The sequence below is a fragment of the Pseudomonas sp. R2-60-08W genome (genome assembly GCF_003852335.1).
Taxonomy (GTDB): domain Bacteria; phylum Pseudomonadota; class Gammaproteobacteria; order Pseudomonadales; family Pseudomonadaceae; genus Aquipseudomonas.
The window spans coordinates 5,549,850-5,564,712 of record NZ_CP027731.1 but is presented as its reverse complement, the minus strand read 5'-3'; the positions used below and the strand labels follow the sequence as shown (position 1 = coordinate 5,564,712).

Annotated in this window: 14 protein-coding genes; 8 read left to right on the top strand and 6 right to left on the bottom strand. The window is 59.7% G+C overall.

Features of this window, described 5'->3' with window-relative positions:
• Nucleotides 1-42 precede the first annotated feature (42 nt).
• The 5 genes from C4J90_RS25535 to C4J90_RS25515 all read right to left on the bottom strand — a co-directional run bounded on the left by C4J90_RS25535 (nucleotide 43) and on the right by C4J90_RS25515 (nucleotide 3,985).
• The gene (locus C4J90_RS25535; protein ID WP_124421086.1) at nucleotides 43-357 is read right to left on the bottom strand and encodes a DUF2388 domain-containing protein; all 315 of its coding nucleotides are present in this window, start codon (nucleotides 355-357) and stop codon (nucleotides 43-45) included.
• An 85-nt stretch (nucleotides 358-442) separates the two neighbouring features.
• On the bottom strand, nucleotides 443-871 hold the full coding sequence (locus C4J90_RS25530) for an NfeD family protein (RefSeq protein ID WP_124421085.1): 429 nt from the start codon (nucleotides 869-871) through the stop codon (nucleotides 443-445).
• Between the two features lie 10 nt (nucleotides 872-881).
• A complete protein-coding gene (locus tag C4J90_RS25525) occupies nucleotides 882-1,802 on the bottom strand; it encodes an SPFH domain-containing protein (protein ID WP_124364884.1) in 921 nt (306 codons plus the stop codon).
• A 77-nt stretch (nucleotides 1,803-1,879) separates the two neighbouring features.
• A complete protein-coding gene (locus C4J90_RS25520; RefSeq protein WP_124421084.1) occupies nucleotides 1,880-3,565 on the bottom strand; it encodes a GspE/PulE family protein in 1,686 nt (561 codons plus the stop codon).
• An 81-nt stretch (nucleotides 3,566-3,646) separates the two neighbouring features.
• Nucleotides 3,647-3,985 (bottom strand): hypothetical protein, encoded by a 339-nt coding sequence (locus tag C4J90_RS25515; RefSeq protein ID WP_124364882.1) that lies wholly within the window; start codon nucleotides 3,983-3,985, stop codon nucleotides 3,647-3,649.
• A 127-nt stretch (nucleotides 3,986-4,112) separates the two neighbouring features.
• Between C4J90_RS25515 and C4J90_RS25510 the strand changes: the two genes are divergently transcribed.
• Nucleotides 4,113-4,583: an Lrp/AsnC family transcriptional regulator gene (locus C4J90_RS25510; RefSeq protein ID WP_124364881.1), complete on the top strand. Its 471-nt coding sequence runs from the start codon at nucleotides 4,113-4,115 to the stop codon at nucleotides 4,581-4,583.
• A 117-nt stretch (nucleotides 4,584-4,700) separates the two neighbouring features.
• On the opposite strand, the gene C4J90_RS25505 is transcribed toward C4J90_RS25510, so the two are convergent.
• The gene (locus C4J90_RS25505; RefSeq protein ID WP_124411032.1) at nucleotides 4,701-6,068 is read right to left on the bottom strand and encodes an inorganic triphosphatase; all 1,368 of its coding nucleotides are present in this window, start codon (nucleotides 6,066-6,068) and stop codon (nucleotides 4,701-4,703) included.
• A gap of 157 nt (nucleotides 6,069-6,225) precedes the next feature.
• Here C4J90_RS25505 and argE point away from each other — a divergent pair, with 157 nt between their 5' ends.
• From argE to ssuD, 7 genes are all read left to right on the top strand, one after another.
• Nucleotides 6,226-7,374 carry an acetylornithine deacetylase gene (gene argE / locus C4J90_RS25500; protein WP_124364879.1) on the top strand — a complete coding sequence of 383 codons (1,149 nt, stop codon included), beginning with the start codon at nucleotides 6,226-6,228 and terminating at the stop codon, nucleotides 7,372-7,374.
• Between the two features lie 136 nt (nucleotides 7,375-7,510).
• On the top strand, nucleotides 7,511-8,809 hold the full coding sequence (gene argA / locus C4J90_RS25495) for an amino-acid N-acetyltransferase (protein WP_124364878.1): 1,299 nt from the start codon (nucleotides 7,511-7,513) through the stop codon (nucleotides 8,807-8,809).
• Between the two features lie 653 nt (nucleotides 8,810-9,462).
• A complete protein-coding gene (locus C4J90_RS25490) occupies nucleotides 9,463-10,806 on the top strand; it encodes an OprD family porin (protein ID WP_065934171.1) in 1,344 nt (447 codons plus the stop codon).
• 272 nt (nucleotides 10,807-11,078) lie between these two features.
• Nucleotides 11,079-11,717: a peroxiredoxin gene (locus C4J90_RS25485; RefSeq protein WP_015886425.1), complete on the top strand. Its 639-nt coding sequence runs from the start codon at nucleotides 11,079-11,081 to the stop codon at nucleotides 11,715-11,717.
• Nucleotides 11,718-12,032: 315 nt separating this feature from the next.
• Nucleotides 12,033-12,626, top strand: coding sequence for an NADPH-dependent FMN reductase (gene ssuE, locus C4J90_RS25480; RefSeq protein WP_124364877.1), 594 nt, complete (start codon nucleotides 12,033-12,035; stop codon nucleotides 12,624-12,626).
• A 93-nt stretch (nucleotides 12,627-12,719) separates the two neighbouring features.
• A complete protein-coding gene (locus C4J90_RS25475; RefSeq protein WP_124364876.1) occupies nucleotides 12,720-13,688 on the top strand; it encodes a sulfonate ABC transporter substrate-binding protein in 969 nt (322 codons plus the stop codon).
• 25 nt (nucleotides 13,689-13,713) lie between these two features.
• Nucleotides 13,714-14,862, top strand: a complete 1,149-nt coding sequence (ssuD, locus tag C4J90_RS25470; protein ID WP_124364875.1) for an FMNH2-dependent alkanesulfonate monooxygenase — start codon at nucleotides 13,714-13,716, stop codon at nucleotides 14,860-14,862.
• Nucleotide 14,863 lies beyond the last annotated feature (1 nt).

Below are 14,863 nucleotides of genomic sequence, written 5' to 3'. Positions count from 1 at the left end.
AAAATGCCGCTTGAAAAAGCGGCATTTTTTAATGTGCAGGTATTACTCGGTTACAGCGTTCTTCGCGAGGATGGCGTTGGCCAGTTCCATATCCGTGGCTTGCAGGCCAGGGTTATCAGCACGGGCCTTCTGCATGGCCGCTTCCAGGTACGGGCCGCGAATGCCGCCGTTGCTGGCGACGAAGCTGCCGGCGTCGTCCTGGGCGGCGACTACCAGCTTGTGGTCCTTGAAGGTCAGGTAGGTCGAGCCGGTGGTGGCGCCCGACGAGATGACATTACGCCAGAAGCTATCGGCCATGGCTGAGCCGACAGGGAGGGAGAGCACAGCGAGGGTTGCGACAGCATATTTAAGACGCATGATGGGTGACTCCGGTGGGTTATCTGTACATTTTGATTGTAGTTAACCTGATCCAGTTCCATCACTGACTAAACAGTTTCAACCTTTAAACCACCCCATCCTGGCCAATCACGCGCACTTGAGCGCCTACGGGCGCATCGACACCGGTGACCATCCATACGCCATCGCCGACTTTAACCTTGCCCCTGCCATCCACGATCGCCTGATGCACCAAGAAGGTGCGTCCGACCAACTCTGAACCGCGCTCATTCAAGCCGGGTTGATCGCTGGCCTTGGCGCCGCTGCGTTGGCGTTTCCACCAGTACACGGCCGTCAATATTGACAACAGGGCGAACAGCAGCAGTTGCCACTCAAGTCCCAGGGGCGGGACGATAAACTTGATCACTCCCACGGCGGCTGCGGCGATACCCATCCACAATAGGTAGCCTCCCGCGCCGAACACCTCGAGAATCAACAACACGGTGCCCAGCGCCAGCCAGTCCCAGAACGAAAGGTGCAGCAGGAATTCCCACATGATGGCGACCTCAGCCTTTCTTGTTGTCGAAAGCCGCTTTGACGATCTCGCCGATACCACCCACGGCACCGATCACCTGGCTGGCTTCCAGCGGCATCAGGATTACCTTGCTGTTGTTGGCCGACGCCAGCTTGCCCAGGGCATCGATGTATTTCTGCGCGACGAAGTAGTTCACCGCCTGCACGTTACCGGATGCAATCGCTTCCGATACCACCTGGGTCGCCCGGGCTTCAGCCTCGGCCTGACGCTCGCGCGCTTCGGACTCAAGGAAGGCGGCCTGGCGGCTACCCTCGGCCTCGAGGATCTGCGCCTGCTTCTTGCCCTCGGCGGTGAGGATCGCCGAGGCTCGCAGGCCTTCGGCTTCGAGGATCTGCGCACGCTTGATCCGCTCGGCTTTCATCTGCCCGGACATGGCCGCCATCAGGTCGGCAGGCGGGCTGATGTCCTTGATTTCGATACGGGTGATTTTGATGCCCCACGGTGCCGTGGCTTCGTCGACGGTGCGCAGCAGTTTTTCATTGATACCGTCGCGCTGGCTCAGCATCGCATCCAGCTCCATGGAGCCAAGCACCGTACGGATATTGGTTTGCAGCAAATTGCGGATGGCATGCTCGAGGTTGTTCACCTCATACGCGGCCTGGGCCGTGTTCACCACCTGGAAGAAGCACACGGCGTCGATCTGTACGGTGGCGTTGTCGGCGGTAATCACTTCCTGGGGGGGAATATCCAGCACGCTTTCCATCACGTTGATCTTGCGGCCGATGCGGTCCATGACCGGGATGATAATGTTGAGGCCAGGCTTGAGGGTGTTGGTATAGCGGCCGAAACGTTCGACTGTCCACTGGTAGCCCTGGGGCACCACTTTGAAACCCATGAACAGGATGGCAATGGCCAACCCCACGAAAAGAAGCAGTACGGTTCCGATCTGCATAACGATTCCCTATCTGATGATGTCAGTGACACGACGTTCGGCCGAGTGTAACGGTCTCGTCACGGATAAGGACGGTTTCAATGCCCAACAAACAAAGGATTTGTTTCTGAATCCCCAGGGGTCACCCTCAGGACTTCCGCCATCGTCGTCAGCCCGGCCTTCACCTTTTGCAGGCCAGCCATGCGCAGGCTGTGCATGCCTTGCCCGAGAGCCGCATGGCGCAAGGCCTGCACGTCCGCGCCGGGGGTAATCAGCGCCTTGAGGGTTTCGTCCACCGTCATGATCTCATAGAGCCCGGCTCTGCCCCGGTAACCACTGTCACGGCATTCAACGCAGCCAGCGGCTTCATAGGCGTCGGCCACGGCGTGTTTGCAATGGGAGCACAGCACACGCACCAAGCGTTGCGCCATGACGCCTATCAGCGTTGCCTTGATCAAATAATGAGCGATCTCCAGTTCCTGCAAGCGGCTGATGGCGCTCGGCGCGTCGTTGGTATGCAGGGTCGACAGCACCAGGTGCCCGGTCAGCGCGGCCTGGATCGCCATTTCGGCGGTTTCCCGGTCGCGAATCTCGCCGATCATGATGATGTCCGGGTCCTGGCGCAGTAACGCGCGGATACCGCTGGCGAAGGTCAGGTCGATGTTGTGCTGCACCTGCATCTGGTTGAACGCCGGTTCGACCATCTCGATGGGGTCCTCCACCGTGCACAGGTTGACCTCCCGGCTCGCCAGTTGCTTGAGGGTGGCGTAAAGCGTGCTGGTCTTGCCCGAGCCGGTCGGGCCGGTGACCAGGATAATGCCGTGGGCCTGTCGGGTCATGGCCTGCCAGCGCTGTTGATCTTCGGCAGACAAGCCCAGCTGGTCGAAATCCTTGAGCAGCACCTGGGGGTCAAAAATGCGCATGACCAGCTTCTCGCCAAAAGCGGTGGGCAAGGTCGAAAGGCGCAGTTCCACTTCAGCCCCCGCCGGGGTTTTCATCTTGATGCGCCCATCCTGGGGTTTGCGCTTCTCTGCCACGTTCATACGGCCAAGGCTTTTCAGGCGGCTGACGACAGCGGTGGTGACCTGTGGCGGAAATTGGTAGACGTCATGCAACAGGCCATCGATGCGAAAGCGCACACGACCCTGTTCGCGGCAGGGCTCGATATGAATATCGCTCGCCCGCTGACCAAAGGCGTACTGCAGCAGCCAGTCGACGATATTGACGATGTGCGCGTCATCGGCGTGCGGCTCCTTATCGCTGGCGCCGAGGTTGAGCAGTTCGGCATTGCCGGGCGCTGCCATTTTTTGATCAGCCCCACTGACCGATTTGGCCAACCGATAGAACTCGTTGATGCAGCGCTGGATCGCCTGGGGATTGGCCACCACGCGCTTGATCGTGCGTTTGAGTACTTGGGAAAGCCCGGCCTCCCAGCCACTGACATGGGGTTGAGCGCTGGCGATCGTGACGCTGCGCGCATCCACGGCGACTGCGAGGATGGCATGACGTTGGGCGAAGGCATGGGACATCAACGGCACCACCGTCGCGACGTCGATCTTCAGCGGGTCGATGCGCAGATAAGGTTGCTCGACCTGCCGGGCCAGCCATTGGGTTAACGTTTCCAGGCACGGCCCTTCTGCGGCGATACGCTCCAGGGGATGCTGGGCGCTGGTGGGCGCGGACAACAACCGTTGCGCCGTCTCTGCCGTGATCAGCTCCTGCTCGAGCAATGCAGGCAGCAACGGATGCAGTTCCAGAGGGCGATCTGGCAGGGCGGTGGACATGAGAGTTTCCTGGTGGGCGTCGGGTGTAATCCCAGGCTAGCCAGCTTCTGAAAACTCTGCGTGTACGTGTATTGCAGGTTTTTACCGAGACGTTGCGGCCACAGCTTGAAGCCGCGCGCAGTCGGCCGGGCGCAGTTCCAGGGAACACACGCTGATCAGGTTTCGAATCTTTTCACCGATCACCTGGGCGCGGTGCCAGCTCAGGCCGCCCATCATGATGTCGATGCGCAGCAGGTCGTCTTCCCTGTTCACGCTCACCTGATTGGGCGTGAGAAATTGCAGCGCGAAGTAATTCAACACCCGACACAGTACGTCCGGCTCCGCCTCCGCGACGATTCGATAATGCGCCTCGCAGTGAAGGCTATCGACGGCCCATGCATCGGCGCGGGTAACAGGGTGAGCGGTTTCGACGGCGTGCATGCTGATTCTCCAAATTCGACTGAAGAAATTTTTACACGCAGCGGCTGAGATTTCTTATCTCAAATCGAACAGATTGGCAGATAATCGAATAAATCAATTCAACGTAATCAACTTATAAGGTATTTCTATGCAAAGCGAACTGGACGCTTATGACCGCCGTATCCTGGCCCTGCTCCAAGAGGACGCTTCGCTCTCCAGCGCACAGATCGCCGAGCAGGTCGGCCTCTCGCAGTCACCATGTTGGCGGCGTATTCAGCGGCTCAAAGAGGATGGCGTGATCCGTGGCCAGGTCACCTTGCTGGACCGCAAAAAAATCGGCCTCAACACGCAGATTTTCGCCGAGGTCAAACTCAACGCCCACGGTCGGTCCAACTTCACCGAGTTTACCGAGGCGATTCGTGGCTTTCCGGAAGTGTTGGAGTGTTATGTGCTGATGGGCGCGGTGGATTTTCTGTTGCGCATTGTTGCGTCTGACATCGAGGCGTACGAGCGGTTTTTCTTCGACAAGTTGTCGATGGTGCCGGGGATTCAGGAGGTTAATTCGATTGTGGCGTTGTCGGAAATAAAATCCACAACCAGCCTGCCAGTATTGCGCTAGCAGGTCCGGCCCTATCGGGAGCAAGCCCCCTCCCACAGTTGACCGAGTTCCTACTTTGGAATGCAGTTATATGTGGGAGGGGCGGTGCGACGATTCGACTTGCCCCCGATGGCGATCTTACAGACGCAGCAAAGTCTTCCAGGCACGATTCTGATAAACCGCAATCGCCTGGTGCATCCGCGCGTCCAGCGACTCATCGGTGATCGGCTGGTTAGCCAGGTGTGCCAGCTTGTTCAGCTCGCCGTACAAACGGTCCAGTTCCGGAATATCCACCACCTGACGTGCATGGTGCAGCCAAGCCTGGATGCGCTCGATACGCGGCAGTTGCTCGGCCAGGTCTTCCGGTTGTTGCTGGTAGCGCGGCAGTTGCAGGGCAACGGCGTCGTCGGCCAGCAGGCGCGGCAGCCAGTTGGTGATTTGCGCAGCGCCCTGGCGGTTGCCGCGCACATTGCGTTCGGCGGTCCAGGTGCGGGCCAGCAGCCAGCGCGAGGTGTTCAGGGAGAACAGGCCCCAGCGTACGTCCTGCAGCTCTTCAACGAACTGCTCCGGCGCGGCTTTGCGGATGTCTTCATCGTCGTCACCGGCCTGGACCAGCGGGCGCCAGTCTTCCAGCAACGCATCCAGGACACTGCGCAATTCGCTGGTGGATTGACGCGGCGCGGCCTGGCCGAGGCTGCCGATCAGCGCGCGCAATTCGCCGAGGGTCTCGACCCAGTCCTGCAGCAAGCGCCAGTGGCCATTGAAGCGATATTGCTCGGCCAGGCGCTGGCTGCTGCCCAGCAAGTGCCACATGATTGCGGCGAAGGCATCGTCCAACGGCATTTCGGCGTGGATCTGCGGTGCCGGCAGGCTCAAGGAATAGCTGCTGGCGTCGTACAGGCGATAGCCACGCTCGGCCTTGCTGATGTCACAAGGCATCAGCGCCAGGGTCGCGGCCAGTTCGGCGGCCAGTTCCAGCAGGGCGGCCGGTTCGCCTTCGCGCAGTTCCAGTTCCAGCTCGCAGATTTCTTCCTTCTGCTTGCCGACCACCACGTGGCCCAGGTCCAGGGCGGCTTCGATCACCACCTTGGCCTTGCCGCGACCCCAGGCGATTTCAGCGCGCTCGCGCACGAAGTCGGTGGTGAAGATCGGCTTGAGGGTCTTTTTGTCCAGCTCGGCCAGTTGCTCGGGCCAGCATTCGCCGTCGAGCTTCTTCACATCGAGCTTGGCTTTGGGCAGGTCCCAGTTGTATTCGTTACGTTCCGACAAGCCGGCGACGCTCTGGCCACGGGTCTTGAGGGTCTGGATGATGTCGTCACCGTCCTTGCGCAAGCGCAGGGCCACCTTGGCCTGGGCCAGGTCGCGCTCGGGGGTGTCGAAGTACTGGTTCATCAACTCACGGCGTTCCCAGCCACTTTTGTTGCGTTTTTTCAGTAGCGGGTGCTCACGCAGCGCGGCGAGTGTTTCGCGGCTGACACGGAGCTTGATTTCGGTTTCTTTCTGCATGGCCGGAAAATCCAGGATCGGGAGCGCAGCCGGGGAAAAGTGTGGCTGCCAAGGTCGTGCAGTGTACAGGACTGAGCCCGGCAACGTGCCGCAACGGTTTATTGTGTCGTGCAGATGGCTCTATAGTGGGGTTCATCCGGGAAGTTGGAGACCGCGTATGCCGTTACCGTCCATGAAAGAGCAGTTCGCCGCGTTGATTGCCGCGCCGTCGGTCAGTTGCACGCAGGCGTCCCTCGACCAGACCAATCGCCCGGTGATCGACCTGCTCGCCACCTGGCTGGGCGACCTGGGCTTCTCCATCGACATCCAGCAGGTCAGCCCTGGCAAGTTCAACCTGTTGGCAAGTTTCGGCAGTGGCCCCGGTGGCCTGGTGCTGGCTGGCCATAGCGACACGGTGCCCTACGACGCGGCACTGTGGGAAACCGACCCGCTCAAGCTGACGGAAGTCGACGGCCGCTGGGTAGGATTGGGCAGTTGCGACATGAAGGGTTTTTTTGCGCTGGCGATTGAAGCGGTGCTGCCGCTGCTGGACCAACCGTTCAAGCAACCGCTGCTGATCCTCGCCACCTGCGATGAAGAAAGCTCCATGTCCGGTGCCCGCGCACTGGCCGAGGCGGGGCGGCCATTGGGCCGGGCGGCGGTGATCGGCGAACCGACCGGCCTCAAGCCGATCCGCCTGCACAAAGGCGTGATGATGGAGCGCATCGACATTCTTGGGCGCAGCGGCCATTCGTCGGACCCAAGCCTTGGCCACAGTGCCCTTGAAGCCATGCACGACGCCATCGGCGAACTGCGCGGCCTGCGCCTTGCCTGGCAGCGCGAATACCGCAACCCGCAGTTCAGCGTGCCGCAGCCGACCCTGAACTTCGGCTGCATCCATGGCGGCGACAACCCCAACCGCATCTGTGGCCAATGCTCCCTGGAGTTCGACCTGCGCCCCCTGCCGGGCATGGACCCTGCGGTGCTGCGCGCCGCCATCCGGCAAAAACTCGAGCCCCTGGCCGAGCGGCATAAGGTCAAGATCGATTACGCGCCGCTGTTCCCGGAAGTACCGCCCTTCGAGCAGCCGGAAGACGCGGAGTTGGTAAGGGTGGCGGAACGTTTGACCGGCCACCGTGCCGAAGCAGTGGCGTTCGGCACCGAAGCGCCTTATCTTCAGCGCCTTGGTTGCGAAACCCTGGTGCTCGGCCCTGGCGATATCGCCTGTGCGCACCAGCCGGGCGAATACCTCGAAATGTCACGCTTGACGCCTACAGTGCGTCTATTGCGGGAACTGATCGAACATTACTGCCTGAAACCTGCATAAATTAACCCCTGCCTGTTCGTACATAGAAAGGAGAGTGAGCGTGTCGCCAAGCCTGTTCCGACGATAACCATCAGCCCGCTGTGCGCTTTCACGATTGATCCTTTTTTGGCTGCTTTTTATTACAGGCCCAGGTGTTATGCCCGACTACGTTAATTGGCTTCGTCACGCTTCGCCCTACATCAATGCCCACCGCGACTGCACCTTTGTGGTCATGCTGCCTGGCGATGGGGTGGAACACCCGAACTTCGGCAATATCGTCCACGACCTGGTGCTGTTGCACAGTCTGGGTGTGCGACTGGTGCTGGTGCACGGCTCGCGTCCGCAAATTGAAGCGCGCCTTGAAGCGCGCGGCCTTACCCCGGCTTATCACGAAGGTTTGCGCATTACCGATGCGGCGACGCTCGAGTGCGTGATCGACGCGGTGGGGCAGTTGCGTATTGCCATCGAAGCGCGCCTGTCCATGGACATGGCGTCATCGCCCATGCAGGGCTCGCGCTTGCGGGTGGCCAGCGGCAACCTGGTGACCGCGCGGCCAATCGGTGTGCTCGAAGGCGTGGACTATCACCACACCGGCGAAGTGCGCCGGGTCGACCGCAAGGGCATCAACCGGTTGCTGGACGAGCGCTCCATCGTATTGCTGTCGCCGTTGGGTTATTCGCCCACCGGTGAGATTTTCAACCTGGCCTGCGAAGACGTTGCCACCCGTGCCGCCATCGACCTGGGCGCCGACAAGTTGCTGCTGTTTGGTGCCGACCTGGGCCTGATCGATGAAAACGGCCGACTGGTGCGCGAGTTGCGTCCGCAGCAAGTGCCGGCGCACCTGCAGCGCCTGGGCAGCAACTATCAGGCAGAGCTGCTCGATGCCGCCGCCGAAGCCTGTCGTGGTGGGGTAGGGCGCAGCCATATTGTCAGCTACGTCGAAGACGGCGCTTTGCTCACCGAACTGTTCACCCGCGACGGCGGCGGTACGCTGGTTGCCCAGGAGCAATTCGAACTGGTGCGCGAAGCGGCGATTGAAGACGTCGGCGGTTTGCTCGACCTGATCAGCCCGCTGGAAGAGCAGGGCATCCTGGTGCGTCGTTCCCGGGAAGTGCTTGAGCGTGAGATCGAGCAGTTCAGCGTGGTCGAGCGTGAAGGCATGATCATTGCCTGCGCGGCGTTGTATCAGATCGCCGATTCGGATGCGGGTGAGTTGGCGTGCCTGGCGGTGAACCCGGAATACCGCCATGGCGCACGCGGCGATGTATTGCTCGAACGCATCGAGACCCGTGCCCGGGCCCAGGGCCTGAAAACCTTGTTTGTACTCACCACCCGCACCGCCCACTGGTTCCGTGAACGCGGCTTTGTACCAAGCAGCGTGGACCGCCTGCCCTCGGCGCGGGCGTCGCTGTACAACTATCAGCGCAACTCGAAAATTTTCGAGAAGCCTTTGTAAACCCAATCCAGCAACACTACCTAACCAAATGTAGGAGGGGGCTTGCCCCCGATAGCAGTGGGTCAGTTAACTGATAAGTCGCTGACAGACCGCAATCGGGAGCAAGCCCCCTCCCACATTTGAGCCCTGCGCCTTCAAAAACTTTGCCAAGGCTTCAGAAGCCTTCATTTGTGCCGATACGATAAAAACGCCGTCGCTAGCCGACAGCCGCATTGACACCAAAAGAAAGTAATCCCGATACAAAAACTGTAACAAATTGACGGGAGGATGTGCCTTTGGCCATGATGGCGTCGCCTTTTTGATCGTGGGTGACGTATGCAGCAGAGCGTCAACACTAAGCGATCTAAAAAAGTGCTGATAAATACCCTTTAGGAATTAGCTTATGGGATGGTCGGTCTAGCCTGACCAGCCCGGTGGGTGAATGCGCTTATTCCTGAATGGTATGAAAAAGAATGAAACAATTCTTTTTGGGTGTATGAAAAACTCATTACCCTGCAGGGACCAAATCAACTGCGGTTAGACGAAGGTAGTAGGCGTGCAAGGTTAGGATTGACTTGGTGGTCACTATCTGGCGCTAATCGCGCATCTGTGGATCGAGGGCGTCAGACCCGAGACCAAAGAAATACAAAAATTAGAAATGAGAGGAGCGGTACATGAAGAAGTCCACCTTGGCTGTGGCTGTAGCGTTGGGCGCCATCGCCCAGCAAGCAGGCGCTGCCGGTTTCATCGAAGACAGCAAGGCCACACTGGGTCTGCGTAACTTCTATATCAACACCGATAACCGCGAAGGCACGGCCAACCCGAGCAAGAACGAAGAATGGGGCCAAGGCTTCGATCTGCGTTTCATCTCCGGTTATACCCAAGGCACCGTTGGCTTCGGTCTTGACGCTATCGGCCTGTTGGGTGTTCGCCTGGATTCCGGCGGCGGTACCAACGGCGCGACTGCCACGTCCTATGGCGGCACCATCTTCCCGAGCAAGTCCAATGGCGAAGCTGTTGATAACTACTCAAGCCTGGGCCTGACTGCCAAAGCCAAGATTTCCCAGACTGAATTGAAGCTGGGTACCTTGCAGCCCAAGCTGCCGGTCATCGTGACCAACGATGGTCGTCTGCTGCCGCAGACTTTCCAGGGTGGCCAGATCACCTCCAGCGACATCAAGGACCTGACCCTGGTCGCCGGCCAGATCGAAAAAGCCAAGGGCCGTAACTCCAGCAACAACGAAAGCCTGTCCATCTCCGGTGCTAACAGCCGTGGCGTGAACTGGCGTTCGAGCAACAAGTTCTACTACGCCGGTGGCGACTACAAGATCACCAAGGATCTGACCGCCCAGTACTACTACGGCAACCTGGAAGATTTCTACAAGCAGCACTTCCTGGGCCTGACCCATAACTGGGCCATCGGTCCGGGCGTGTTGAAGTCTGACCTGCGTTATTTCAACAGCTCCGACGACGGTAACAACGGCAACCAGTCCGCCTACTTTTCTACAGGCAACTATGGTGGCGTCAACTCTGGTCGTGGGAAAGTCGACAACAACCTGTACAGCGGCCTGTTCCTGTATTCGGTTGCCGGTCACACCTTCGGTGGTGGTTACCAGGTCAGCAACGGCAGCAGCGACTTCCCTTGGCTGAACCAGGGTGACGGCTCGTCGGCCTACATCACTACCGACATGCAGATCCAGAAGTTCGCCCGTGCCGGCGAGCGTACCTGGCAAGCTCGCTACTCCTATGACTTCGCCAAGGTTGGCGTACCTGGCCTGACCGCTGGTGTGGTTTACCTCAAAGGCGACCATATCGACACCGTTGCCAGCAACCGTGCCGAGTTCACCGGCCAGTCCGAGTGGGAACGTGACATCACTGTTGCCTACGTCGTACCGGAAGGTCCGCTGAAAAACGTCGGCGTGGCGTGGAAAAACGCTATGTGGCGCAGCGATATCGCCAACGCGCGTAACCAGGACGAAAACCGCTTGATCGTCAGCTACTCGATCCCGCTGTTGTAAGACTGTAAAGCCTTGCCCGGCGCAATGCCGGGCAAGGTGTGTTGCTTTCAAGTCGGGCTCAACCCCCGCAAGCCCTTCCTGAAATCCCTCTTGGTACAGCGTCTCAAGGCCTTCTCGAACCTTGAAAACGATGTTGATCCTCGTCCGCTCCGAAGTCCAATGAACAGATTTTTATATTCCTTTATCGTCTAGATAAATCGATATTTATTCTTTTTAAAATCTTCCCAAACCCTGCACAGTGAGCTCCATAAGCACTCATCAGGAGCCCCACCATGAGCCTAAGACTGGGCGACATCGCCCCCGACTTCGAACAGGATTCCAGCGCCGGCAAGATTCGTTTCCACGAATGGCTGGGTGATAGCTGGGGTGTGCTGTTCTCCCACCCGGCGGACTTTACTCCGGTGTGCACCACCGAACTGGGCTTCACCGCCAAACTCAAGGATGAGTTCGCCCAGCGAGGCGTCAAGGCCATTGCCTTGTCGGTTGACCCGGTGGACTCGCACCACAAATGGATCGAAGACATCAACGAAACCCAGAACACCGTCGTCAATTTCCCGATCCTGGCCGATGCCGACCGCAAAGTCTCGGACCTCTACGACCTGATCCATCCCAACGCCAGTGACACCCTCACCGTGCGCTCCCTGTTCGTGATCGACCCGAACAAGAAAATCCGCCTGACCATTACCTACCCGGCCAGCACCGGTCGTAACTTCCACGAAATCCTGCGGGTGATCGACTCGCTGCAGCTGACCGACAACCATAAGGTCGCCACCCCGGCCAACTGGCAGGACGGTGATGAGGTGGTGATCGTGCCGTCGCTCAAGGACGAGGAAGAGATCAAAAAACGCTTTCCCAAGGGCTACCGTGCAGTGAAGCCATACCTGCGCCTGACGCCACAACCCAATCGTTAACACAGGACCCATGTGGGAGGGGGCTTGCCCCCGATAGCGGTGGATCAGGTAAAAATTTGGTAACTGACACACCGTAATCGGGGGCAAGCCCCCTCCCACATGTTGAGCACATTTCAAGCACACAAGCAGGGGTTTTTCAGGCCGTTTCGACGGCCTTTTTTTTCGCCTGGCGATCTGTTTATCTCATATGTTTTTATGGAATAAACAAATGAATAAATAAGATTTAAAGATATATAAATCTACTGCTAAGGTCTGTCCCATCTTGGCGCCATCGCCACACAGCGAACCGCCGACACTTGCTCAAGGAATACTTGCATGCTGGTCGTAACACTTGGAGGCAGTCCCAGTCAGCGTTCCCGCTCCGGGGTCTTACTGGAGAAAACCCGTCAATGGCTGCAGGACCAGGGCGTGGAAGTGGTGAGTTACCAGATCCGCGACTTTCCGGCCGAAGACCTGCTGCACGCACGGTTCGACAGCCCCAAGGTCATCGACCTGTTGCAGCAAGTGGCGAATGCCGATGGTTTGGTGATCGCCACGCCGGTGTACAAGGCCTCGTTCTCCGGTGCCTTGAAGACCGTACTCGACCTGCTGCCTGAGCGCGCCCTGGCCCACAAGGTGGTCTTGCCAATGGCCACCGGTGGCAGCATCGCGCACATGCTGGCGGTGGATTACGCCCTTAAACCCGTGTTGTCGGCGCTCAAAGCGCAGGAATTGCTGCATGGGATCTTTGCCGAAGACAGCCAGATCGCCTACGGCGAAGGCAGTGCCCAGGCGCAATTGGTGCCCGTGCTCGAGCAGCGCTTGCACGAAGCCCTGGAGCAGTTCTACAGCGCCATGGCCCGCCGCCCGAAACCGTTGGACCCGCATGTACTGAATGAACGCTTGTTGAGTGCTCGCTGGAGCATTTAAGCCTTACCCGACATCTGGAAACACTCACCTTACTCAGCCGCCAACGGCCAAGCAGGTGCCACCAATACCCTAATCGCCTATTTGGAGAGCGCCATGCGCACTGTCATTTTGCGTCGCGGTCTGGTCGCACTGTTTGCTGCGGCTGTGTCCTTCGGCGCCATCGTTCAAGCCCACGCCGCAGAAACTCTGCGCATCGGTTACCAGAAATACGGCACGCTGGTGCTGCTCAAGGCCAAGGGCACCCTGGAAAAACGCCTGGCTGCCCAGGGCGTGCAGGTGCAATGGACCGAATTCCCCGGTGGCCCGCAATTACTCGAGGGCCTGAACGTCGGCTCCATCGACTTTGGCGTCACCGGCGAAACCCCACCCGTGTTCGCCCAGGCCGCCGGTGCGGATCTGCTTTACGTGGCCTACGAGCCGCCCGCGCCGACCAGTGAAGCAATCCTGGTGCCCAAGGATTCGACGATCAAAACGGTGGCCGAGCTCAAGGGCAAGAAGATCGTGCTGAACAAAGGCTCCAACGTGCACTACCTGCTGGTTCGTGCGCTGGAAGACGCCGGCCTTGCCTACACCGACGTGAAAACCGTGTTCCTGCCGCCCGCCGATGCCCGCGCCGCCTTCGAACGCGGCAGTGTAGACGCCTGGGTAATCTGGGACCCGTACCAGGCCGCCGCCGAGAAGCAACTGCAAGCGCGCACCCTGCGCGACGGCACCGGCATTGCTGACAACCACCAGTTTTACCTGGCGACCAAGCCCTACGCCGAACAGCACCCTGAAGTGATCAAGGCGCTGGTGGAAGAAGTGCGCGCCGTGGGCGAATGGTCCAAGGCCAACCCGCAGGAAGTGACGGACCAGGTCGCGCCGCTGCTCGGCCTGCCCGCTGATATCACCCTGACCTCGGTGAAGCGCCAGGGTTACGGGGCACTGTTCCTGACGCCCGAAGTGGTCGCGGCGCAGCAGAAAATCGCCGACAGCTTCTACCAGCTCAAATTGATTCCCAAGCCCTTGAGCATCAAGGACGTGATCTGGACCCCACCCGCCTCGGTTGCCAAAGCGCCGTAATCCGACTTCTTCAGGAGACAACTCCATGAGCCTCAATATTTTCTGGTTCCTGCCTACCCACGGCGACGGTCATTACCTTGGCACCGCCGAAGGTGCTCGCGCCGTCGATCACGGTTATTTGCAACAAGTGGCCCAGGCCGCTGACCGCCTGGGCTTCGGTGGGGTGTTGATCCCCACCGGGCGCTCTTGCGAAGACTCGTGGCTGGTGGCCGCCTCGCTGATTCCGGTGACCCAGCGTTTGAAATTTCTGGTTGCGCTGCGCCCCGGGATCATTTCCCCGACCGTGGCCGCGCGCCAGGCGGCGACCCTGGACCGCCTGTCCGGTGGCCGTGCGCTGTTCAACCTGGTGACCGGTGGTGACCCGGAAGAACTGGCCGGCGACGGCTTGTTCCTCAGTCACGAAGAGCGCTACCAGGCGTCGGTGGAATTCACGCGCATCTGGCGTCGCGTGCTGGAAGGCGAGACCGTTGATTACGACGGCGAGCACATCAGCGTCAAAGGCGCCAAGTTGCTCTACCCGCCAATCCAGCAGCCGCGCCCGCCGCTGTATTTCGGCGGTTCGTCCGAAGCGGCCCAGGACCTGGCAGCCGAACAGGTGGAAATGGTGCTGACCTGGGGCGAACCCCCGGCAGCGGTGGCGGAAAAAATCGAACAAGTACGGGCCAAGGCCGCCAAGCTTGGGCGCACTCTGCGCTTCGGCATTCGCTTGCATGTGATCGTGCGTGAAACCAACGAGGAGGCCTGGAAAGCCGCCGATAAACTGATCTCCCATTTGGACGACGAAACCATCGCCCGCGCCCAAGCGTCCCTGGCGCGCTTCGATTCGGTGGGCCAGCAGCGCATGGCGGCCTTGCATGGCGGCAGTCGCGACAACCTGGAAGTCAGCCCCAACCTGTGGGCCGGGGTCGGCCTGGTGCGCGGCGGCGCGGGCACTGCGCTGGTGGGCGATGGCCCAACGGTTGCGGCACGGGTCAAGGAATACGCAGACCTGGGCATCGACACCTTTATCTTCTCCGGTTATCCCCACCTGGAAGAGTCGTATCGGGTCGCAGAACTGCTGTTCCCGCACCTGGATATCGAACGTCCCGAACTGCCGAAAAGTGCCGGCTACGTCAGCCCGTTCGGCGAGATGGTGGCCAACGACATCCTTCCCAAAGCTGCGTCGCAGAGCTGAG

Coding starts and splice junctions, on each gene's coding strand:
- C4J90_RS25535 (WP_124421086.1), bottom strand. CDS start 357: ATGCGTCTTAAATATGCTGTCGCAACCCTCGCTGTGCTCTCCCTCCCT.
- C4J90_RS25530 (WP_124421085.1), bottom strand. CDS start 871: ATGTGGGAATTCCTGCTGCACCTTTCGTTCTGGGACTGGCTGGCGCTG.
- C4J90_RS25525 (WP_124364884.1), bottom strand. CDS start 1,802: ATGCAGATCGGAACCGTACTGCTTCTTTTCGTGGGGTTGGCCATTGCC.
- C4J90_RS25520 (WP_124421084.1), bottom strand. CDS start 3,565: ATGTCCACCGCCCTGCCAGATCGCCCTCTGGAACTGCATCCGTTGCTG.
- C4J90_RS25515 (WP_124364882.1), bottom strand. CDS start 3,985: ATGCACGCCGTCGAAACCGCTCACCCTGTTACCCGCGCCGATGCATGG.
- C4J90_RS25510 (WP_124364881.1), top strand. CDS start 4,113: ATGCAAAGCGAACTGGACGCTTATGACCGCCGTATCCTGGCCCTGCTC.
- C4J90_RS25505 (WP_124411032.1), bottom strand. CDS start 6,068: ATGCAGAAAGAAACCGAAATCAAGCTCCGTGTCAGCCGCGAAACACTC.
- argE (WP_124364879.1), top strand. CDS start 6,226: ATGCCGTTACCGTCCATGAAAGAGCAGTTCGCCGCGTTGATTGCCGCG.
- argA (WP_124364878.1), top strand. CDS start 7,511: ATGCCCGACTACGTTAATTGGCTTCGTCACGCTTCGCCCTACATCAAT.
- C4J90_RS25490 (WP_065934171.1), top strand. CDS start 9,463: ATGAAGAAGTCCACCTTGGCTGTGGCTGTAGCGTTGGGCGCCATCGCC.
- C4J90_RS25485 (WP_015886425.1), top strand. CDS start 11,079: ATGAGCCTAAGACTGGGCGACATCGCCCCCGACTTCGAACAGGATTCC.
- ssuE (WP_124364877.1), top strand. CDS start 12,033: ATGCTGGTCGTAACACTTGGAGGCAGTCCCAGTCAGCGTTCCCGCTCC.
- C4J90_RS25475 (WP_124364876.1), top strand. CDS start 12,720: ATGCGCACTGTCATTTTGCGTCGCGGTCTGGTCGCACTGTTTGCTGCG.
- ssuD (WP_124364875.1), top strand. CDS start 13,714: ATGAGCCTCAATATTTTCTGGTTCCTGCCTACCCACGGCGACGGTCAT.